Below are 21,993 nucleotides of genomic sequence, written 5' to 3'. Positions count from 1 at the left end.
ATTATTCGTGACTTAATGCTTTTATTGGTTGAATTGTTGCCGCTTTCCAAGCCGGGAAAAAACCTGCCAAAGCTCCAGCTACAATTAAAACAATTACCATAGTAATTGCCATTGAAAAATTAACTGAAGGGTTTAATACATAATCCACTTCAATATTAGGCCCTACAACTTCTAATAATGCCATACTTAAAATTAAGCCAGCAAAACCAGCAACAGAGGTAACAAAAATAGATTCTTGCATAATCATCCAAATTATAGACCAAGGTTTTGCTCCTAGGGCTTTTCGTATGCCAATTTCGCGAGTACGTTCTTTTACTATTATTAGCATAATATTACTAACTCCAACTACACCAGCAATAATGGTACAAATACCAACAAACCAGAAAAAAAATGCAATATTACTAGTTAATGTATAATAGCGTTTGGCTTCTTCCATAACATTAAATGCATTAACAGCACTATCATCTGGAGCAACAGTATGTACTTGTTTTAAATATTGTTTTATTTCTTCGGTAAATTGCTTCGATACTGCTAAAGCTGTTTCAAAATCTTTTTCAGGTTTTAATGTAAAAGCCAAGTTTGCAATTCTGTTTGAGCCATTAAATATATTTTGAGCAGTACTTATTGGAATAAACACCCTATCTTCTTCACGATCTCCACCTTCATCCGTATATACTCCAATAATTTTAAAGTTTATTCCTGATAGCTGCAGGTATTCTTCTAATGGATTCTCAACGCCTTTTAGTAATTCATTTTTAATTTTATTACTAATTACAATTACTTTATTTTTAGATTCTAAATCGGCATAATTAATATAACGGCCTAAAACTATTTTTTGATTTTCAATTTGTTGATAATTTGGGCTAATCCCTTGAATTCCGTAAGAAACAACTTCCTCTTTATAATTTATAGTTACCCCAAAAACTCTAAATAAATCAGATTTATACTCTATCTCCTTATTATATATTGAAGTTAAATTATTATAATCTTCATTTCTAAATTGAATTCTTCTACCAGGGTTTAGTCCTTTATATTCCTTTGTTGTAACTTCACTCCAAACCCAAATACGGTTTGTTGCATCAGCCTCAAACTCTTTTTGAATACCATTTTGCATTCCTTGACCAAAACCCAATAAAATAACTAAAATAAAAATACCAGATGCCACAGAAATACTTGTTAGAAATGTACGAAGCTTATTTTTTCTAATAGTTTCAAATATTTCTTGCCAGCGATCTAAATCAAACATTTAAAATTAGTGTTTTAAAAATTGTGTAGACTTTTATTAATAGACTTCTAAATATACAAATTGTTACAAATAGAATTAAATTATTTTTTTAAGTAACAAAAATTACATTTTATAAAAATAGCCTATTTCAATGACAAAAATCATAATAAACTTAAATTACTGTACTTAAATTTGTTGTCATTAAAACTAAAGATAAACAATAAATTATTTAATTAAGATGGAGACGATACAAGAAGTCAAAACCAGAGTTTACAAATTCGGTAATAAAACAGCGGATGGTAATAGCAAAATGAAAAACCTTTTAGGAGGTAAAGGTGCTAATTTAGCAGAAATGAGTTTAATAGGAATCCCGGTTCCTCCTGGCTTCACAATTACTACAGAAGTATGTACAGAATATAATTTACTTGGAAAAGATGCCGTAGTTGGTATGATAGTTCCTGAAGTAGAACAAGCTATTGAAAATATTGAAAGTATAATGGGCGCAGGATTTGGCGACAAAGAAAACCCATTATTAGTATCTGTTCGTTCAGGAGCAAGAGTTTCTATGCCAGGTATGATGGATACAGTTTTAAACTTAGGTTTAAATGACGAAGTTGTTGAAGGTTTAGCAGCTAAAACAGGTAACGAACGTTTTGCTTGGGATTCATACAGAAGATTTATTCAAATGTATGGAGATGTTGTTTTAGGCATGAAACCAGAATCTAAAGAAGATATTGATCCATTTGAAGAAATAATGGAGGCTCTTAAACATAAAAGAAATATTGAATTAGATACAGAATTTACAATTCAAGATTTAAAAGATTTAGTGTACGATTTTAAAGATGCTGTTAAAAAAAGAACAGGACATGATTTTCCAACAAATCCTTGGGATCAACTTTGGGGTGCTGTTGTAGCAGTTTTCAATAGTTGGAATAGCGAAAGAGCAATTTATTATCGTAATATGAACGGGTATCCTGCTGAATGGGGAACTGCTGTAAACGTTCAAGCTATGGTTTATGGAAATATGGGTGACAATTCTGGAACAGGAGTTTGTTTTACGCGTGATGCCGGAACTGGAGAAAACCTATTTAATGGAGAATATTTAATCAATGCACAAGGTGAAGATGTTGTTGCTGGAACAAGAACTCCACAACAAATTACTAAAATTGGTTCTTTACGTTGGGCTGAGTTAGCTAAAGTTGAAGAAGAAGACAGGTTGGCAAATTATCCTTCACTTGAAGAATTAATGCCTGCTATTTATAATGAATTAAATGATTACCAACAAAAATTAGAAAATCATTATAAAGATATGCAAGATATGGAGTTTACTATGCAAGATGGTAAACTTTGGATTTTACAAACTAGAAATGGTAAACGTACTGGTTCTGCAATGGTTAAAATTGCAATGGACAAATTAAAAGAAGGTTCTATCGATGAAAAAGAAGCAATACTACGTATTGAACCAAATAAATTAGATGAATTATTACACCCTGTTTTTGACCCTAAAGCATTAAAAACTTCAAATGTAATAGCTCAAGGTTTACCTGCATCTCCTGGTGCTGCAACAGGTCAAATTGTATTTTTTGCTGATGAGGCTTCAAAATTCAAAAGTAGTATTTTAGTTCGTATAGAAACTTCTCCTGAAGATTTAGAAGGTATGAATATCGCTAAAGGTATTTTAACTGCTCGTGGTGGTATGACTTCTCACGCAGCTGTTGTTGCTAGAGGTATGGGTAAATGTTGTGTTTCTGGAGCTGGTGCATTAAAAATCAACTATAAAAATAGAACTTTAACTGTTGATGGTCACGAATATCATGAAGGTGACTGGATTTCATTAAACGGTTCTACAGGAAATATTATTGAAGGAAAAGTTGCAACTATTGAACCAGAATTAAGCGGTGAATTTGCCGAAATAATGGAGTTGTCAGACAAATATGCAACTATGCAAGTTAGAACAAATGCTGATTCTCCAAAAGATGCCAAAGTAGCTCGTAGTTTTGGAGCGCAAGGTATTGGTTTAACAAGAACTGAACATATGTTCTTTGAAGTTGATCGTATTAAAGCAATGCGTGAAATGATTTTATCTGATACTGTAAAAGGTAGAAAACAAGCATTAGATCAATTATTACCAATGCAACGTGAAGATTTTGAAGGAATTTTTGAAGCAATGGCTGGCCTACCAGTTACAGTTCGTTTATTAGATCCACCTTTACATGAGTTTGTACCTCACGCTTTAGCACAACAAAAAGAATTGGCAGAAGAAATGCATATTTCTTTAGACGCTGTTAAAAGTAAAATTGTTGAATTAGAAGAATTTAATCCAATGCTTGGCCATAGAGGTTGTAGATTAGGAAATACATATCCTGAAATTACTGAAATGCAAGCAAGAGCAATTATTGAAGCTGCATTAAACTTAAAGAAAAGAGGAATTGAAGCGAAACCAGAAATTATGGTTCCTTTAATTGGTACAGTTCAAGAATTTGAAATGCAAGAAAAAATAATTAGAGATACTGCAAATAAGGTTTTTGAAGAATACAATGATTCTGTTGAATATTTAGTAGGTACAATGATTGAAATTCCTAGAGCTGCTTTAACTGCAGATTTAATAGCTGCTAAAGCTGAATTCTTTTCATTTGGAACAAATGATTTAACTCAAATGGCATTTGGTTATTCTAGAGATGATGCTGGTAAATTCTTACCAATTTATATTGAAAAAGGTATTTTAAAAGTAGATCCTTTTGAAGTATTAGATCAAGAAGGTGTTGGCCAGTTAGTAAAAATGGGTACAGAAAAAGGTAGAAGTACAAAACCAAATTTAAAAGTTGGTATCTGTGGTGAACATGGAGGTGAGCCAAGTTCAGTAGAGTTTTGTTATAATACCGGAATGAATTATGTAAGTTGTTCTCCATTTAGAGTTCCAATTGCACGTATAGCATCTGCTCAAGCATCAATTAAAAATCAAGCATAAATAGTTTTTTTAATTAGTATTTAAACCCATCTTTTTAAAAAGATGGGTTTTTTATATACATCAATTAAAGTATCTTCGCATTATGATAAAAGTTATACTGCTTGGTGGAGGTAATTTGGCATTTCATTTAACAAATTGTTTGTTAGATACTAAAAATATTCAATTGGTTCAAGTTTATAATAGAAGTATTACTAAAATTGAGTATTTGAAAAGTAAAACTTTAATTACAAACAATTTAGAAGAGTTAAAAGAAGCTGATATTTATATTATTGCTGTTTCTGACGATGCAATTTCTAAAATTTCTGCTCAATTAAATGTAAAAAACAAATTAGTTGTACACACTTCTGGAGCTGCAAATTTAAACGAACTAAAATCTATATCATATAAAGGTGTTTTTTACCCTTTACAAACATTTTCAAAAGATAAAAAAATAGATTTTTCTAGCATTCCAATTTGTATTGAAGCTGATTCAAAAAGCAACTTACTTTTATTAGAAAAACTTGCAAAAACTATTTCAAAAAGTTGCTATTACATTAATTCTGAACAACGTAAAAAATTACATGTAGCTGCCGTATTTGTAAATAATTTTGTAAATCATTTATATTATATAGGAAATGAAATTTGTGATAAAAATAATATTCCATTCGAAATATTATTACCTATAATTAAAGAAACAGCTGTTAAAATTGAATCCTTATCTCCTTTTGAAGCTCAAACAGGACCTGCAAAAAGAAACGATTTAAAAACAATAAAAAATCATAAAACAATTTTAACTAAGCATCAAAAAGAAATTTATACATTGCTAACAAAATCAATTTATGCCACCTATGGAAAAAAGCTATAAAGAAATTATGCCACAAATAACCACGTTTATGTTTGATGTAGATGGGGTTTTAACAAATGGAAACATAACTATTACAACTACTGGTGAACTACTAAGAGTAATGAATATTAAAGATGGTTACGCTCTTAAAACGGCCATAAACCAAGGATTTAAGGTATGTGTAATTTCTGGAGGAAGTAATGAAGGTGTGCGTGTTAGATTAAAAAATTTAGGAGTTACAGATATTTATTTAGGAACGCACAATAAAATGGAACAATTTGAGGAATATGTGGCCGAAAATAATCTAAACCCTGAAAATATTTTATTTATGGGTGATGATATTCCAGATTATCAGGTAATGAAAAAGGTTGGTTTACCTGCTTGCCCTAAAGATGCTGTTTCCGAAATTCAGAATATTTCTTTATATATTTCACAAAAAAAAGGTGGACTTGGTTGTGTTCGTGATGTAATTGAGCAAGTATTAAAAGTTCAAGGTAAATGGAACAGCCAATTTGATGCTAAATATGATTAACTGCTGTTAACTATTTAAAAATTCTATGCACAAATCCAATACTTAATTCAGTAAAATCTGCCTGGCTTAAATTAGATTTTATATGTGCACCAATATAAAAATTGTTTTTAGGTTTTTTTAAAGTGTTTATCACGTATAATTTTAAACCTAACCTCCCTAAAAATAACTTTTTTAACTTGTAAATATTATTTAATGTTTCATCTTGTAAAATGTAATGCTCTTTATAAAATGGTTTATAAACATTTAAACCACCCTCCCAATCTATACCAATATTTCCAAACAAGGCTTCCACACCAATTGATAAATAAATATTTGAAGCATTTAAAATAGGTCTTTCAAAATAGGGATCTACTTCATTTTCTTTAATATAATCATAGTAATGACGGTAAAAATTATATGTTATACCCGCACTAAACTTTAATATATCTTTATAAAAAAAACCTCCTTTAAATTCAATTGCATTAATAGCTTTTACAGTACTTTCATGGTCTATAAATTTTTGGATTCCTTGTCCATATCTAAAAGCATAAAATGCCTTGTATTTTTTAAAATCAGTAGTTAAATTATGATTCTCTTTAAATTGCTTTTTATTCAATTTAAAACTAGTAGAAACACTTGCTAATGCTGTATTTAAACCTGAATTAGGAAGTTGAGTATGACCATTAGAATGATGAAAATATCCTGCACCAATTTTTAATGTTCGTTTATTCTTTAAGTGAAATTTATAATAAACAAAAGTTTGAAAAGCCCAAGTAAGTTTGGTGCTAACAGCTGTATTTAACGGGTTGTTTTCAGGATGGTATTGAGTAGTAAAGTAAGATGTTCCCAATCCAAATTTGGTAGAAAATGATTCTTTTTTGTTTAAATTTATTTCAACAAATGGAAGTATAGAAATGGCATTTCCAACAACTTCTTGATTTCCTAAACTGGAAAAATATAAACCAACTCCCGTAGATGATAAATTTATAGTATTACTCCACTTATTTTTAAAGATATTATTATTTTTCTCAAAACTAAACCCTAACATATAATGACTTTTCAATTTTGGAAACCAGCTGTTTGGTTGAAAAGTTTGTCCGAAAAATAATTCAGGACTAAAATTTAAAGCATCATATTTTTCATTATTTTGAGCAAAACAGAACGAACTTAAAAAGAAAAATATGAGGATTTTTTTCATTTTTTAATTACGCTCTTTTAACATAGGTACAAACTTAAAATCACCCAATTCATGTTTTTCAAAATCTTTTTCACTTGTTCTAACAAACAACGTCATTGTTTGCAATTCATCACCAATTGGAATTACCAATCTCCCTCCTACTTTTAATTGTGCCAACAATGGTTTTGGAACAAAAGGCGCACCTGCAGTTACAATAATACCATTAAAAGGAGCATTTTCAGGCAACCCTTTATAACCATCACCAAAAATAATTTTCTTTGGTTTGTAATTTAATTTTGGTAAAAATAATTTAGTTTTTTTAAATAGTTCTTTTTGACGTTCAATAGTATAAACTTTAGCTCCCATTTCAAGTAATACAGCTGTTTGGTAACCGGAACCTGTACCAATTTCTAAAATTGAATCGTTGGGTTTAACCTCTAATAATTCCGTTTGAAAAGCAACTGTATAAGGTTGAGAAATTGTTTGGTCTGCTGCTATTGGAAAAGCTTTGTCTTGATACGCAAAATCAACAAAACCTGAATCCATAAATAAGTGTCTTGGTACTGCTGAAATAGCTTTTAATACATTTTTATCTTTAATCCCTTTTTTTACAATTATATTTACTAACTGATTTCTAAGTCCTTGATGTTTGTGCGTATCTTTCACTAATAATTTAAATTTGAGATGCTAAAAATAGGAATAAATGCATAAAGATTGTTACTTTTGTTTACATAAAAATAAACTTTCTTATGATGCTAAAAGCAGGAGTATTAGGAGCCGGTCACCTTGGCAAAATTCACTTAAAATTATTAAATCAATCAGACAAATATGAATTAGTAGGTTTTTTTGATCCTATTGAAGAAAACGCAAATAAAGTTTCTGAAGAATTTGGATATAAAAAGTTTAATTCAGTACAAGAATTAATTAATGCTGTTGATGTTATTGATATTGTTACACCAACTCTTTCTCATTTTGATTGTGCAAAAGAAGCCATTGAAAAAGGCAAACATATTTTTATTGAAAAACCAATTACAAAAACAGTTGAAGAAGCCGAAACAATTATAAAATTAGCCAAAAAACATAATGTAAAAGGACAAGTTGGACATGTAGAACGTTTTAATCCAGCTTTTACTGCTGTTAAAAATTCTATAAAAACTCCAATGTTTATTGAAGCACACAGGTTAGCTGAATTTAATCCTCGAGGAACTGATGTCCCTGTTGTATTAGATTTAATGATTCATGATATTGATGTTATATTAAGTGTCGTAAATTCAAAAGTAAAAAGTGTTCACGCAAGTGGTGTATCAGTAATTAGTGATACTCCAGACATTGCAAATGCCCGTATTGAATTTGAAAACGGTTGTGTAGCCAATTTAACCGCAAGTAGAATTTCATTAAAAAATATGCGTAAATCTCGTTTCTTTCAAAAAGATGCTTATATAGCTGTGGACTTTTTTGAAAAAGCAACTGAAGTGGTAAAAATGAAAGATGCTCCAAAAACTCCTGGAGATTTTGATATGATTTTACAAAATGCTGAAGGTGTAAAAAAACAGATTTATTTTGAAAACCCTAAAATTGAAGCTAATAATGCTATTTTAGATGAATTAGAAACATTTGCCGATGCAATTGTAAATAATACAACGCCAATTGTAACCCTTGAACAAGGAACTGAAGCATTGCGTGTTGCACATATGATAATAAACGATTTTTAAAATGAAACTTTACCAGGTTGATGCTTTTACGAATGAAATATTTAAAGGAAACCCAGCAGCCGTTTGCCCTTTAAAAAAATGGATTTCTGAAGATTTAATGCAAGCTATTGCCGAAGAAAATAATTTATCTGAAACTGTTTTTTTTGTAAATAATAAAAGTCAATTCGAAATTCGATGGTTTACTCCCTCATGTGAAATAGATTTGTGCGGCCACGCTACACTTGCAGCTGCTCATATAATTTTTACTGAATTGAATTATAAAGAAAAAACCTTAACATTCAGTTCAAAAAGCGGTATTTTAACTGTTGAAAAAAATGTAGATTGGTACACCTTAAACTTCCCTTCAGAAGAAATTAAAGAAATTATCACACCACAAATTTTAAAAGACGCCTTAAATGTTTCTATTTTAAAAACATTTAAAGGAAAATGGAAATTGTTAGTTTTATTGGAAAATGAAGAAGTTGTAAAAAATTTAACACCAAATTTTTCAAAATTAACCGAACTTGAAGCTCCTGGTATTATTGTAACTTCAAAAGGAACAAAAACAGATTTTGTTTCACGCTTTTTTGCACCTAAAATTGGTATTAATGAAGATCCAGTAACAGGTTCGGCACATACCTTATTAATTCCTTTCTGGGCTAAAAAGCTAGTTAAAAACAGCTTAGAAGCTATTCAACTTTCAAAAAGAAGTGGCTTTTTAAAGTGCACCTATTTAAATGAACGTGTTGAAATGAGTGGACAGGCAAAAACTTATTTAAAAGGTAAAATAATTATATAAAACAATTAATTATGAAAAATATAGCTGTTATTGGAGCAGGAACCATGGGAAATGGTATTGCACATGTATTTGCACAAAACAATTATAATGTAAATTTAATTGATATTTCGCAAGAAGCCCTAGAAAAAGGATTAGCGACAATAACTAAAAACTTAGACAGACTTTTAGTTAAGGAAAAAATTACAGACGAAATAAAAATACAAACATTAAATAATATTAACACTTTTACATCCATTGCTTTAGGTGTTAAAAATGTGGATTTGGTGGTTGAAGCTGCTACTGAAAATGTAGATTTAAAATTAAAAATTTTTAAGCAATTGGATGACGCTGCTCCCGATAAGGCAATTTTAGCATCAAATACTTCCTCAATTTCAATAACTGAAATTGCTGCTGTAACCAAAAGACCTGATAAAATTATTGGAATGCATTTTATGAATCCTGTTCCAATAATGAAACTAGTTGAAATTATTAGAGGTTTTAATACTTCTGATGAAGTTACCAAAACAATTATGAAACTTTCAGAAAACTTAAAAAAAGTTCCTGTAGAAGTAAATGATTATCCTGGCTTTGTAGCAAACAGAATTTTAATGCCAATGCTAAATGAAGCTATAGAAACACTTTATAATGGTGTTGCCGGAGTTTATGAAATAGATACAGTTATGAAATTAGGCATGGCACATCCAATGGGGCCACTTCAATTAGCAGATTTTATTGGTTTAGATGTTTGCCTTTCTATTTTAAATGTGATGTATGACGGATTTAAAAACCCTAAATACGCTCCTTGTCCTTTATTGGTAAATATGGTAAAAGCTGGCAAACTTGGTGTAAAAACAGGTGAAGGTTTTTATGATTATTCTGAAAGTAAAAAAGCTGAAAAAGTTGCAAAACGATAACTAAGAAGTAGTCTTATAAAAATAAAAAAAATCTAGGTTAAAGCCTAGATTTTTTTATTCATTATATTTAAGAATAATAGAAATTATACTTTTCGTCTTTCTCTTTCTTCTTTTAATAACCTTAGTTCTCTGCTTGTTTGTCCTGCTACTGAAGTGTTTTCCTCTGCACGTCTAATTAAATAAGGCATTACATCACGTACAGGTCCAAATGGTAAATATTTGGCAACATTATAGCCAGATTTTGCCAAATTGTAGCTTATATGATCACTCATACCATAAAGTTGACCAAACCACAATCTTTTATCATTTTTATCCAATCCTGATTTTGCAATTAAATCCATTAATAAATAACTACTTTCTTCGTTATGTGTTCCTGCAAAAATAGCCATATCATCAATATTTTTAAACATATATCTCAATACATCATCAAACATTTTATCGGTAGCTTTTTTATCTACACAAATAGGATCTTTATACCCTTTTTCCTTAGCACGCTCTCTTTCTTTTTCCATATATGCACCACGCACCAATTTCATACCAACTTTAAAGCCTTCTTTTTTAGCACGTTCGTGTAATTTTTTAAGATAATCCAATCTATCCCATCTGTATAGCTGTAAAGTTCCAAATACAATTACTTTTTTTGTATTGTATTTACGCATCATATCTTCAATTAAATCATCCGCGGCCTCTTGCATCCAAGTTTCTTCAGCATCAATTAATAAGGGTACGTTTCTGTCAAAAGCAGCTTTACTAACAATGTCATACCTTTCTTTAATGCGTTTCCACTCTACTTCTTCATGAGCATCTAATTTTTTACCCTCTGTAACTTTTTGATATATTTTAAATTTACCAAAACCAGTTGGTTTAAATACTGCAAACGGAATACTAGGCTTTTCAGTACCAAATTTAATGGTGTTTAATGTTTTTTCCATTGCTAAATCAAACTGCTCTTCAATTTCTTTTCCTTCAGCGGAATAGTCTAAAACGGAATGTACATTTTTGGTATACATTTTATCTATTACAGGCATACAATCTTTTTCTGTTACTCCACCACAAAAATGATCAAAAACAGTTGCTCTAATAATTCCTTCTACAGGTAAATGTGTTTTTAAGGCAAATTTGGTAACTGCTGTACCAATTTTAACAAGTGGTTCGCGCTTTATCATTTCAAACAAATAATACGCTCTATCTAGTTCTGAATTTGATTTAATTGCAAAAGCAACTTCTGTATTATCAAATAAATTTTCCATTGTACAATATATTTAATCAAAGATAATTACAAACAGTTTATTTTCTCATATTTTTGCCTTTAATTTGCACAAAAATATTATCCAAAATGACACCTATATTATCCAATAATTACTACGTAAACTTTCAAGAAGATGCTTATTCAAAATTGAACGAATACATAGCTTCAAATACACCTTCTAAGATTTTTGTATTGGTTGATGAAAACACCCATGAACATTGTTTACCAATTTTAATGGAAACTCTTGAAACTACTGTAGATATTGAAATTATTGAAATTGAATCTGGTGAGGAAAATAAAAATTTAGATACTTGTTCAGGCGTTTGGCATGCGCTTACAGAATTAGGTGCTGATAGAAAAAGTTTACTCATTAATTTAGGTGGTGGTGTTATTACCGATTTAGGAGGTTTTGTTGCTTCTTGTTTTAAGCGTGGTATTGCTTTTATAAATATTCCTACCACTTTATTAAGTATGGTTGATGCTTCTGTAGGCGGAAAAACAGGAGTTGATTTAGGAGTTTTAAAAAATCAAATTGGATTGTTTTCTGATCCTGAAATGGTACTTATTGATACACATTATTTAGATACAGTAACTGAACGTGAAATTCGTTCAGGATTGGCTGAAATTATTAAATACGGTTTATCTTACGACATTAAACTATGGGATAACATAAACAGCTTTAATGAGCTTAATACCAAAAATATAAGTTCATTAATTCATAGATCAATTGAAATAAAAAATGAAGTTGTTACTGAAGATCCTAAAGAAAACGGATTAAGAAAAATTTTGAACTTCGGACATACTTTAGGACATGCAATTGAATCGTATTTTTTAGAATCTGATTCCAAAGAAAATTTAACTCATGGTGAAGCCATTGCAATAGGAATGATTACTGAAACTTATATTTCAGAAAAACTATTGAATTTTCCTTCTGAAAAGTTAAAAGAAATTAAAAAACTTATTATTGAAATATACGGTAAAACGTTGATTGAGACATCTGATTACAACCCAATTATAGAATTATTAATTCACGATAAAAAAAATGTAGGCGGACGTGTAAATTTTGTTTTACTAACTGATTTTGAAATGTTTAAATTAGATTGCAAAGTTGAAAAAGACTTACTTATTGAAGCTTTAAACTTTTATAACTCTTAACAACAACCTACTAAAACTTCTTTATATACTTCTTTATATGCAGGTAACACATTTTGTAAACTAAACTGTTTTGCTTGGTTTAACGCATTTTCTTTAAATTGCTGCAACCGTTCGTCACTTTCTAAAATATAAATTGCGTTTTTAGCCATATCATCGGTGTCACCAACATTGCTTAAAAATCCAGTAACACCATTTATATTAACTTCTGGTAAACCACCTGAATTTGTTGATATAACAGGAGTTCTTGCAGCCATTGCTTCCAATGCGGCCAATCCAAAACTTTCGGTTTCTGAAGGCAACAAAAATAAATCGGAATAACACAGTAGTTTATTAACTTCATTGCTATTTCCTAAAAAAAGAATTTTATCTAATATTCCTAAATCTTTTGCCTGACACTCAATATGTTCTCTATCTGGACCTTCACCAACTAATAACAACTTTGATGGTATTTTTTTTTGAATTTTATAAAAAATATCAATTACATCAGCTGCTCTTTTAACAGGGCGTAAATTACTAACATGAGTAATTATCCGTTCATTCTCCTTTGCAATTGAACTTCTTTGACATTCAGGTGCTTCTATTTGTGGATATTTTTCAAAATCAATAAAATTATGAATTACATGAATTTCTTTTCTAATATTAAATAAGCGTAAGGTATCCTTTTTTAAACTTTCAGAAACAGTTGTAACTACATCAGAATTATTAATGCTAAATTCAACGGCTGTTTTATAGTTTGGATGACTTCCAACCAACGTGATATCTGTTCCGTGTAAAGTTGTAACAACCTTAATGTCAATCCCTTTTTCTTTCAGCATTTGTTTTGCCATATAGGCAGCATATGCGTGTGGAATTGCATAATGAACATGTAAAATCTCTAAATTGTACATTTGAACAACTTCAACCATTTTACTTGATAAAGCTAATTCATAAGGTTGAAATTGAAATAAAGGATATTCTTCTACAAAAACTTCATGAAAATGAATATCGTTTGAAATAAAATCCAATCGAACGGGCTGTTTATACGTTATAAAATGTACGTGATGCCCTTTTTGAGCCAATGCCATTCCTAATTCAGTAGCTACTACTCCACTTCCCCCAAAAGTTGGATAACAAACAATTCCTATTTTCATTTAATAATTTTAAAATGTATAATTGAACAGACGTAAATATAAAAGTAATCTTACAATAAACTGAACTGAAAATTATAAATATATCATAAAAAAACCTCTTTCAAATTTTAAGAAAGAGGTTTTCAAATCTTTTTATAAACTAAACTAGCTAACAATTAGACGTTTAAATAAATAATAAACATTAATTATTAATAATCTCCTAAAGTTTCAGGGTTTTGTCTAAGCGCTTCTTCTAATTGTTCGTCACTTGGAGCTTTACCATGCCAAGCGTGTGTGTGCATCATAAAATCTATACCATTACCCATTTCAGAGTGTAATAAAATACAAACAGGTTTTCCTTGTCCGGTAAGAGATTTAGCTTCTGCTAATCCATTTTTAATACTTTCAATGTCATTTCCCTTTTCAATATCTAAAACAATCCATCCAAAAGCTTCAAATTTAGCTTTTAAATCTCCCATTGGCATTACCTGATCGGTTGAACCATCAATTTGTTGTCCATTATAATCAATAGTAGCAATATAATTATCAACATTTTTACCAGCAGCATACATTATAGCTTCCCAATTTTGTCCTTCTTGTAATTCACCATCACCGTGTAAAGAATAAACTAATTTAGTATCGCCGTTTAATTTTTTAGCTTGTGCTGCTCCTAAAGCAACACTCATACCTTGACCTAAAGATCCAGAAGCAATTCTAACACCAGGTAAGCCTTCGTGTGTAGTTGGATGCCCTTGTAAACGAGTATTTAAGATTCTAAAAGTAGCTAGCTCCTTTACTGGAAAATATCCACTTCTTGCCAAAACACTATAATATACTGGTGAAATATGTCCGTTTGATAAAAAGAACAAATCTTCATTAATTCCATCCATTTTAAAATCTGTAGAATATTCCATTACCTCTTGAAACAGAACAGTTAAAAATTCATTACATCCTAAAGAACCACCTGGATGTCCAGATTTTACAGCATGTACCATTCTAACTATATCTCTTCTTACTTGTTGTGCAAAATCTTGCAGTTGTTGTGTAGTTGACATCTTAATTATTTATTTATTTAAAGGGCAAAAATACTACTTTAGAGCTATGGAACAATAACTTTTTTTAATAAAGTTTTTAGTGTGTTATTAACAACTATTATGTTTTTTGTTTTTTCTTTTTTGCTGCAGGAAATAATACATTATTTAATATTAAACGGTATCCTGGAGAATTTGGGTGTAAATCCAATTCTGTTTTTGGGTCACCTACTCTATGCTGATAATCTTCAGGATCGTGACCCCCGTAAAAAGTAAACATTCCTTTTCCTTTTACTCCGTGGATATAACGCGCTTCCCTGTTAGCTGTTACCTCTCCCATTACCAGCACATTAGACTTTACTTCATCTCTATCAAAAGAGGTTGTTTGCCCCATGAAACCCTTTACCAATTGGGTGTGGTTTTGACATAACATTGTTGGAATTGGATCCCATTTTGCTGAATATTCTTTCAATGAAAAATAATCTGCTGTACGCTTAATTTGTTGCCTTTTTCTAGTCATATCAATTGAAGAAAACTCATATTCTACAGGATTTCTAACTAGAGTAAAATCTTTAAAAGCAAAGGTTTTATTAAAATCTATTTTATTTTGATAATCAATTTCCGAAGGATCACCATCAAACATTGATTCACAAATATCCACTCCTTCAGCGGCTAAGGCAATATCAAAACTATCCGTAGCTGAGCACATTGCAAACATAAATCCTCCTCCAATTACAAAGTCTCTAATTTTTAATGAAACTGCTAATTTTTCTTGTGATACTTTTGAGTAGCCCAATTTGGTTGCTAGTTGTTCAGCCGATTTTTTTTGTTCAATATACCAAGGTGCTGTTCGGTATGAACCATAAAATTTACCAAACTGCCCTGTAAAATCTTCATGATGTAAATGTAACCACTCATACAACAATAGCTTTTCATCCAATACTTCTTCATCATAAACTACATCAAAAGGAATTTCCGCATAAGTTAAAACCATTGTTACGGCATCATCCCAAGGCATTTTATCTTTTGGTGAATAAACTGCAATTTTTGGAGCTTTTTCAAGTAAAACAGCTTCCATATTTTTTGAAGGGCTACTAATTTCTTCTAAAATAATTTCCGCTTGCGTATCTGAAATTACCTGGTATGTAACACCTCTAATTTTACATTCATTTCTGGTTGCTTCATTATCTTCCAATAAAAAAGAACCACCTTCATAATTTAATAACCATTTTGCTGTATTTCCTTTTTGAAGTGACCAATAGGTTATTCCATAAGCTTTTAAATGATTTGTTTGGGTAATTGCATCCATAGGAATCAATATAAAAGATGCATATATTGAAGATGTACATAGCAATACAATTATTACTATTATTTTTTTGAAAATGTATACGTTTAATTTTCTCAAATATTATAAGTTTTAGAATGGTACATCACCATCATCTAAATTATCTGGTGCACCAAAAGCATCTTGTGGGCTGGTCATATTTCCTGCAGAAATTGCACTGTTCATTTTAGAATGGAATTCGTTTCCAAAATCCTCATCTAAATTGCTGAATTGTGCTAAATGACCAGTAAATTTTAACCTGATATTTTCTAAACCACCATTTCTATGTTTTGCAACAATAAATTCGGCTTGTCCTTCACAAGGTGTTCTTTCTTCATCATCCCATTCAGTTAAACCATAGTATTCCGGTCTAAAAATAAAGGAAACAATGTCAGCATCTTGTTCAATTGCACCAGATTCACGTAAATCGGATAATAATGGACGTTTACTTCCACCACGCGTTTCAACTGCCCTGGATAACTGAGAAAGTGCAATAACCGGAATAGCCAATTCTTTTGCGAGTGCTTTTAAGTTACGTGAAATGGTTGAAATTTCTTGTTCACGATTTCCTCCAGAAGAACTACCAGCAGTCATTAATTGTAAATAATCAATTACAATAACTTTTATACCGTGTTGCGATGCTAAACGGCGCGCTTTTGCACGTAAATCAAAAATTGATAATGATGGTGTATCATCAATAAAAATAGGTGCTTTTGATAAGTTTTTTACCTTAACGTTAAGTTGTTCCCATTCGTGTGGTTCTAAATTTCCTTTTCTTAACTTCCCAGAAGAAATTCCAGTTTCACTGGAAATCATACGCGTAATTAACTGAACTGATGACATTTCTAATGAAAATATGGCAACAGGCGTATCAAAATCAATAGCCATATTTTTTGCCATAGACATTACAAATGCTGTTTTTCCCATACCAGGACGCGCAGCTAAAATCACTAAATCTGATGGTTGCCATCCAGATGTTAACTCATCTAAACGATTAAAACCTGTTGCAACACCACTCATCCCCTGTTTGTTGGATATTTCCTGAATTTTTTTTATTGCCTGACTAACAAGCCCTTGGGCGTCTTCAGACCCTTTTTTAAGGTTTCCTTGAGTTACTTCAAAAAGTTTTGTTTCAGCATCATCTAACAAATCAAATACATCAACGGTTTCATCATAAGCTTCTTCAATAATTTCTGCAGAAATTGAAATTAATTTACGTTGAATATATTTTTGAAGAATAATACGTGCGTGAAATTCTATATGCGCTGAAGAAGATACTTTCTGTGTTAAACCTACCAAATAAAAATCACCACCTACTAATTCTAAATTACCAGTTTTACGTAATTGATTTGCAACTGTTAATAAATCTGTTGGTTCTGAATTTTGAAACAATGTATAAATAGCTTCATAAATATGTTGATGTGTTTCTTTATAAAAAACTTCTGGATGCAAAATGTCAATTACATCATCAACACCTTTTTTATCTATCATCATAGCTCCTAATACAGCTTCCTCTAAATCAAGTGCTTGCGGTGGTAACTTACCTTTTTCAAGACTTATTACTGCACTTTTTTTAAATTTTTTAGCTGGTACTGGTTGTAAATTTTTCACAGGACTATAGGTAATTTTATTGATTTAAATATACAATCTTAAAATTTCAAAAAACTATTTTTAATAAAATAAAATTATGAAATTTTGATTATTTTTTTGATAAAAGCAAATGTAATTTTTAATAGACAAAGTATAATGTAAATTTTAAATTTATTTTTTGAACAAAATTTTGTTAAAAATAAACCAAACCTTGTTAACAACTTTTTTTTAGCATCATTTTTGCTTATTTATTTTATATTTTTGATGAATGAATACAAAAAAAACATATAAAATCCTTACGCTTCTATTGCTAATGCAATGGGCATTTATACAAATTATTGCCCAATATCCAAACTTTATAGAAACCTACTACTCAAAAGGATTGTATTTGTATGTTTCACGATTTTTGAGAATTACACTTGGTTGGATTCCTTTTTCAATGGGTGATATTTTATATATTTTTTTAATAGTATTAATACTTGTCTCAATATTTAAGTTTTTTAAAGAAAGAAAATTGAATCTAAAAAACACCATTTTTAAAATTGCAGGAATAATTTCTATAGTTTTTTTCTTTTTCCATTTTAATTGGGGACTAAATTATTTTAGAGTGCCTTTATACAAAACTTTAAATATTAAAAATAAAAATTATACAAATGATGAACTTATAAATTTTACTAAAAAACTAATTTATAAAACAAATGAAACTCAAACTTCAATTACTAAAAACGACACTTTAATAGTTGAAAATCCCTTAAGTAAAAAAGAAATTAATGCTGACTCTCACTTGGCTTATGAACAATTACAACTAAAATATCCTCAATTTGCTTATAAAAACCCAAAAGTTAAATATTCAATTTTTAGTACACCATTAACATTTATGGGTTTTGCGGGTTATTTAAACCCTATTACAAATGAAGCACAGGTAAATTCATTAATTCCGAAAAATAATTATGCTGCAACAGTATGTCACGAAATTGCGCATCAGGTTGGAATTGCTTCGGAAAGTGAAGCCAATTTTGTAGGTTTTTTAGCATCCATAAATTCAAAAGATCAATATTTTAATTATTCAGGCTATTTAATGGCATTGCGCTATTGTATTTCGGAAGTTTACAGAAAAGATCCAAAACAATTTGAAGCACTTAAAAAAATGATTAATAAAGGAATTTTAAAAGATATGCAGCAAAGTCAGGATTTTTGGGAATCTTATAATAATTGGACCGAAATATACTTTAAAACATTTTATGATAACTATTTAAAAGCAAATAAACAGCAAGATGGTATTCAAGGTTATAGTAAAATGGTTACCCTATTAATAAATTACTATAAAACAGAAAAATTATAATTTTTTAACTATTTCCTCTTCTAAAATATCTTATTTCGGGTTTTATTTAACACTTTTTTAAAAATTTTCATTTTAATTACTATTTTTAGAAAAATAATTCAATTTTAATTGACTTGTTTTTTACTAATTTAACTAACAAAATATGAGAAAAACACTGCTTTCATTAGTTTTATTATGCTCTATATCAATTTATTCACAGGAATATTTTCCTGTGAGTACTGGAGTTAAAACTACAAATACCAATTATTTAGCTTTTAAAAACGCTAAAATAATTGTAAGTCCAACTGAAACAATTAACAACGGAACTTTGTTAATTAAAAACGGAAAAATTATTGATGTTGGAACTAAAATAACTATCCCAAAAAATGTTACCATCATTAATTTATCTGGTAAAAGTATCTACCCTTCTTTTATAGATGCTTATTCTAACTTTGGAATAGAAACTCCAAAAAGAACAAATAGACGTTCAGCGAGTCCACAATACGATTCTAAACGCGAAGGCTATTATTGGAACGATCATATAATGCCTGAAAACAATGCTTTAAATGAATTTAAATTTGACGAGAAAAAAGCATCAGAATTAAGAAAAGCTGGATTTGGAGTTGTTAATACTCATATAGAAGATGGAATTATGAGAGGAACCGGAATTTTGGTTGCATTAAATTCCAAAGGAAATAATTCTGAAAGATTGCTTAATGACAAATCTGGGCAATACCTATCTTTTTCAAAAAGCGCAAAATCAAATCAGGTGTATCCAAGTTCATTAATGGGTTCAATGGCTTTATTAAGACAGGTTTATTTAGATGCTAATTGGTATAAAACTGGTGCTACTGAAAACAAAGATTTATCGCTGGAAGCTTTAAACAATAATATAAACTTAAAGCAACTCTTTTATGCCGGTGATAAATTAAATATTTTAAGAGCTGATAGAATTGGAGATGAATTTAACATTCAATATACCATTGTTGGTGGAGGAAATGAATATGAGCTGGTTTCAGAAATAAAGAAAACAAATGCTACTTTAATTATTCCAATAAATTTCCCGGCAGCTTTTGATGTTGAAAACCCTTTTCAAGCTGATTATGTTAGCTTGGAAGATATGAGATATTGGAACCAAGCACCTTCTAATCCAGGAGTTTTAGTCAAAAATGGGATTCAGTTTTCACTAACACCTTATGGATTAAAATCCCTGTCAACATTTAAAACTAATGTTTTAAAGTCAATTAAATATGGCTTAGACAAAACAAAAGCCTTGGAGGCGCTTACAACTATTCCTGCTAAAATTTTAGGAAAAGAATCGGAAATTGGAACATTATCAAAAGGGAAACAAGCTAACTTTTTAATAACTTCAGGAGATATTTTTGATAAAAAAACAACACTTTTTGAAAACTGGGTTCAGGGAACAAAAAATGTGATTGAAGACATGAATGTTAAAGATTTAAAAGGAAATTATGAATTAACCATTGCAGATCAACAATTTTCAATGGAAATTACCGGAGAACCTAGCAAACATAAAATTGTTGTTAAAAAAGACTCTTTAAAGTTGTCCGGTTCAATTAAATATGCTGATAATTGGATTGGAATTATAATAAATGAATCTGATAGTGTGTATAAATTAAAAGGAAGAATTTTAAATGATTCTGATAATTTAAGTGGAAATGCCATTATTGCTGATGGAAATTTTGCAAATTGGTCTGCCAAGAAAAAGGAGGAACCAAAAAAGGATGAAGACAAATCTGATGCCAAGGAAATTTCGGCGCTTAATATAGTTCCGCTTACGTTTCCAAACGTTGGATACGGATTTAAGGAAAAGCCAGATCAAGAAACAATTCTATTTAAAAATGCCACAGTTTGGACAAATGAAAGAGAAGGGATTTTAACAAATACAGATGTACTTGTAAAAGATGGTAAAATAGCAAAAATAGGAACTAATTTATCAGATAGAAATGCAACGGTTATAGATGCCACAGGAAAACATTTAACATCTGGTATTATAGATGAACATTCTCATATTGCTGCAACTTCTTCAAATGAAGTAGGGCAAAATTCTACTGCAGAAGTTACAATGGAAGATACCATAGATTATGAAGATATAAACTTGTATAGAAATTTAGCCGGTGGTGTTACCATTATGCAAATATTACACGGATCTGCAAACCCTATTGGTGGTAGATCGGCAATAATTAAGTTAAAATGGGGAGAGATTGGACCGGAAATGATTTATAAAAATTCTCCAAAATTTATAAAATTCGCTTTAGGAGAAAATGTAAAACAATCTAATTGGGGAGCTGCTGAAAAAGTCAGATTTCCACAATCCAGAATGGGAGTTGAACAGGTTTTTACGGATTATTTTCAAAGAGCAAAAGAATATGACATTCTTAAAAAAAGTGGAAAGCCCTATAGAAAAGATTTAGAATTAGAAACATTGGCTGAAATTTTAAACAAAGAGCGTTTTATCAGTTGTCATTCTTACGTTCAAAGTGAAATAAATATGTTAATGAAAGTGGCTGATAAATTCAATTTTAGAATCAACACTTTTACACATATTTTAGAAGGTTATAAAGTAGCTGATAAAATGTTGGAACACGGCGTTGGAGGTTCTACTTTTTCCGATTGGTGGGCTTATAAATTTGAAGTTAATGATGCAATACCGTACAATGCGTCAATTATGCACAATGTTGGTATTACCGTAGCTATAAATTCTGATGACAGAGAAATGTCCAGGAGGTTAAATCAGGAAGCTGGAAAAACCGTTAAATATGGCGATGTTTCTGAAGAAGAAGCCTGGAAGTTTGTTACTTTAAATCCTGCAAAATTATTGCATATTGATGATAAAGTAGGAAGCGTTAAAGTTGGAAAAGATGCCGATTTGGTTTTATGGAACAATCATCCTTTATCCGTTTATGCGAAAGCAGAAAAAACATTAATTGAAGGTAAAGTTTATTTTGATTTAGAAAAAGACTTAGAAATGAGAAATTCTATAAAAAAGGAACGAACAGAATTAGTGAATATGATGTTAAACGAAAAAAAGAATGGAGCTCCTACACAATCGGCTAAAAAACGAGTAAAAGAAGCTTTGCATTGTGATACCTTATACTAATAAACT

At 30.1% G+C, this 21,993-nt stretch carries 17 protein-coding genes; 9 read left to right on the top strand and 8 right to left on the bottom strand.

Going from position 1 to position 21,993, the window contains the following annotated elements:
• Window position 1: 1 nt before the first annotated feature.
• A complete protein-coding gene (locus tag BX611_RS06270; RefSeq protein ID WP_115879299.1) occupies window positions 2-1,246 on the bottom strand; it encodes an ABC transporter permease in 1,245 nt (414 codons plus the stop codon).
• Window positions 1,247-1,463: 217 nt separating this feature from the next.
• Between BX611_RS06270 and ppdK the strand changes: the two genes are divergently transcribed.
• The 3 genes from ppdK (at window position 1,464) to BX611_RS06255 (ending at window position 5,548) form a co-directional block, all read left to right on the top strand.
• A complete protein-coding gene (gene ppdK, locus BX611_RS06265; RefSeq protein WP_115879297.1) occupies window positions 1,464-4,193 on the top strand; it encodes a pyruvate, phosphate dikinase in 2,730 nt (909 codons plus the stop codon).
• 82 nt (window positions 4,194-4,275) lie between these two features.
• Window positions 4,276-5,037 carry a Rossmann-like and DUF2520 domain-containing protein gene (locus BX611_RS06260; protein ID WP_115879295.1) on the top strand — a complete coding sequence of 254 codons (762 nt, stop codon included), beginning with the start codon at window positions 4,276-4,278 and terminating at the stop codon, window positions 5,035-5,037.
• Window positions 5,021-5,548: a KdsC family phosphatase gene (locus tag BX611_RS06255; protein WP_115879293.1), complete on the top strand. Its 528-nt coding sequence runs from the start codon at window positions 5,021-5,023 to the stop codon at window positions 5,546-5,548. The genes BX611_RS06260 and BX611_RS06255 overlap by 17 nt, the downstream gene beginning before the upstream one ends.
• Window positions 5,549-5,558: 10 nt before the next feature.
• Here the strand turns inward: BX611_RS06255 and BX611_RS06250 are convergent, their stop codons facing one another.
• A complete protein-coding gene (locus BX611_RS06250; protein WP_115879291.1) occupies window positions 5,559-6,725 on the bottom strand; it encodes an acyloxyacyl hydrolase in 1,167 nt (388 codons plus the stop codon).
• Window positions 6,726-6,728: 3 nt separating this feature from the next.
• A complete protein-coding gene (locus tag BX611_RS06245) occupies window positions 6,729-7,370 on the bottom strand; it encodes a protein-L-isoaspartate(D-aspartate) O-methyltransferase (RefSeq protein WP_115879289.1) in 642 nt (213 codons plus the stop codon).
• Between the two features lie 86 nt (window positions 7,371-7,456).
• Here BX611_RS06245 and BX611_RS06240 point away from each other — a divergent pair, with 86 nt between their 5' ends.
• Genes BX611_RS06240 through BX611_RS06230 form a run of 3 tightly spaced genes read left to right on the top strand, consistent with a single transcriptional unit; the run spans window position 7,457 to window position 10,087 of the window.
• A complete protein-coding gene (locus BX611_RS06240; protein WP_115880453.1) occupies window positions 7,457-8,416 on the top strand; it encodes a Gfo/Idh/MocA family protein in 960 nt (319 codons plus the stop codon).
• A gap of 1 nt (window position 8,417) precedes the next feature.
• The gene (locus BX611_RS06235; RefSeq protein ID WP_115879287.1) at window positions 8,418-9,194 is read left to right on the top strand and encodes a PhzF family phenazine biosynthesis protein; all 777 of its coding nucleotides are present in this window, start codon (window positions 8,418-8,420) and stop codon (window positions 9,192-9,194) included.
• An 11-nt stretch (window positions 9,195-9,205) separates the two neighbouring features.
• On the top strand, window positions 9,206-10,087 hold the full coding sequence (locus BX611_RS06230; RefSeq protein WP_115879285.1) for a 3-hydroxyacyl-CoA dehydrogenase family protein: 882 nt from the start codon (window positions 9,206-9,208) through the stop codon (window positions 10,085-10,087).
• Window positions 10,088-10,170: 83 nt separating this feature from the next.
• Here BX611_RS06230 and BX611_RS06225 read toward each other — a convergent pair whose 3' ends face one another.
• Complete coding sequence (locus BX611_RS06225; protein WP_115879283.1) at window positions 10,171-11,337, bottom strand: proline dehydrogenase family protein; 1,167 nt, start codon at window positions 11,335-11,337, stop codon at window positions 10,171-10,173.
• 86 nt (window positions 11,338-11,423) lie between these two features.
• On the opposite strand from BX611_RS06225, the gene aroB reads away from it, so the two are divergent.
• Complete coding sequence (aroB, locus tag BX611_RS06220) at window positions 11,424-12,491, top strand: 3-dehydroquinate synthase (protein WP_115879281.1); 1,068 nt, start codon at window positions 11,424-11,426, stop codon at window positions 12,489-12,491.
• Here the strand turns inward: aroB and bshA are convergent.
• From bshA to dnaB, 4 genes are all read right to left on the bottom strand, one after another.
• A complete protein-coding gene (gene bshA / locus BX611_RS06215; RefSeq protein WP_115879279.1) occupies window positions 12,488-13,621 on the bottom strand; it encodes an N-acetyl-alpha-D-glucosaminyl L-malate synthase BshA in 1,134 nt (377 codons plus the stop codon). The two genes, aroB and bshA, sit on opposite strands and share 4 nt — an antisense overlap.
• Before the next feature lie 188 nt (window positions 13,622-13,809).
• Window positions 13,810-14,655: a transketolase gene (locus BX611_RS06210; protein WP_115879277.1), complete on the bottom strand. Its 846-nt coding sequence runs from the start codon at window positions 14,653-14,655 to the stop codon at window positions 13,810-13,812.
• Between the two features lie 97 nt (window positions 14,656-14,752).
• Window positions 14,753-16,015, bottom strand: a complete 1,263-nt coding sequence (locus tag BX611_RS06205; protein ID WP_115880451.1) for an asparagine synthetase B — start codon at window positions 16,013-16,015, stop codon at window positions 14,753-14,755.
• A 33-nt stretch (window positions 16,016-16,048) separates the two neighbouring features.
• Window positions 16,049-17,566 (bottom strand): replicative DNA helicase, encoded by a 1,518-nt coding sequence (dnaB, locus tag BX611_RS06200; RefSeq protein WP_115879275.1) that lies wholly within the window; start codon window positions 17,564-17,566, stop codon window positions 16,049-16,051.
• 247 nt (window positions 17,567-17,813) lie between these two features.
• On the opposite strand from dnaB, the gene BX611_RS06195 reads away from it, so the two are divergent.
• Window positions 17,814-18,887 (top strand): DUF3810 domain-containing protein, encoded by a 1,074-nt coding sequence (locus BX611_RS06195; protein WP_115879273.1) that lies wholly within the window; start codon window positions 17,814-17,816, stop codon window positions 18,885-18,887.
• A 142-nt stretch (window positions 18,888-19,029) separates the two neighbouring features.
• Entirely contained in the window at window positions 19,030-21,987 is a 2,958-nt protein-coding gene (locus tag BX611_RS06190; protein ID WP_115879271.1) for an amidohydrolase family protein, read from the top strand.
• Window positions 21,988-21,993: the final 6 nt, after the last annotated feature.

The organism is Lutibacter oceani (genome assembly GCF_003384935.1).
Classification (GTDB): Bacteria; Bacteroidota; Bacteroidia; order Flavobacteriales; family Flavobacteriaceae; genus Lutibacter; species Lutibacter oceani.
This window is presented reverse-complemented; position numbering and strand designations above follow the sequence as displayed.

What these genes read in the sequence shown, in the direction of transcription:
- BX611_RS06270 (WP_115879299.1), bottom strand. Translation starts at nt 1,246, where the DNA reads ATGTTTGATTTAGATCGCTGGCAAGAAATATTTGAAACTATTAGAAAA.
- ppdK (WP_115879297.1), top strand. Translation starts at nt 1,464, where the DNA reads ATGGAGACGATACAAGAAGTCAAAACCAGAGTTTACAAATTCGGTAAT.
- BX611_RS06260 (WP_115879295.1), top strand. Translation starts at nt 4,276, where the DNA reads ATGATAAAAGTTATACTGCTTGGTGGAGGTAATTTGGCATTTCATTTA.
- BX611_RS06255 (WP_115879293.1), top strand. Translation starts at nt 5,021, where the DNA reads ATGGAAAAAAGCTATAAAGAAATTATGCCACAAATAACCACGTTTATG.
- BX611_RS06250 (WP_115879291.1), bottom strand. Translation starts at nt 6,725, where the DNA reads ATGAAAAAAATCCTCATATTTTTCTTTTTAAGTTCGTTCTGTTTTGCT.
- BX611_RS06240 (WP_115880453.1), top strand. Translation starts at nt 7,457, where the DNA reads ATGCTAAAAGCAGGAGTATTAGGAGCCGGTCACCTTGGCAAAATTCAC.
- BX611_RS06235 (WP_115879287.1), top strand. Translation starts at nt 8,418, where the DNA reads ATGAAACTTTACCAGGTTGATGCTTTTACGAATGAAATATTTAAAGGA.
- BX611_RS06230 (WP_115879285.1), top strand. Translation starts at nt 9,206, where the DNA reads ATGAAAAATATAGCTGTTATTGGAGCAGGAACCATGGGAAATGGTATT.
- BX611_RS06225 (WP_115879283.1), bottom strand. Translation starts at nt 11,337, where the DNA reads ATGGAAAATTTATTTGATAATACAGAAGTTGCTTTTGCAATTAAATCA.
- aroB (WP_115879281.1), top strand. Translation starts at nt 11,424, where the DNA reads ATGACACCTATATTATCCAATAATTACTACGTAAACTTTCAAGAAGAT.
- bshA (WP_115879279.1), bottom strand. Translation starts at nt 13,621, where the DNA reads ATGAAAATAGGAATTGTTTGTTATCCAACTTTTGGGGGAAGTGGAGTA.
- BX611_RS06210 (WP_115879277.1), bottom strand. Translation starts at nt 14,655, where the DNA reads ATGTCAACTACACAACAACTGCAAGATTTTGCACAACAAGTAAGAAGA.
- BX611_RS06195 (WP_115879273.1), top strand. Translation starts at nt 17,814, where the DNA reads ATGAATACAAAAAAAACATATAAAATCCTTACGCTTCTATTGCTAATG.
- BX611_RS06190 (WP_115879271.1), top strand. Translation starts at nt 19,030, where the DNA reads ATGAGAAAAACACTGCTTTCATTAGTTTTATTATGCTCTATATCAATT.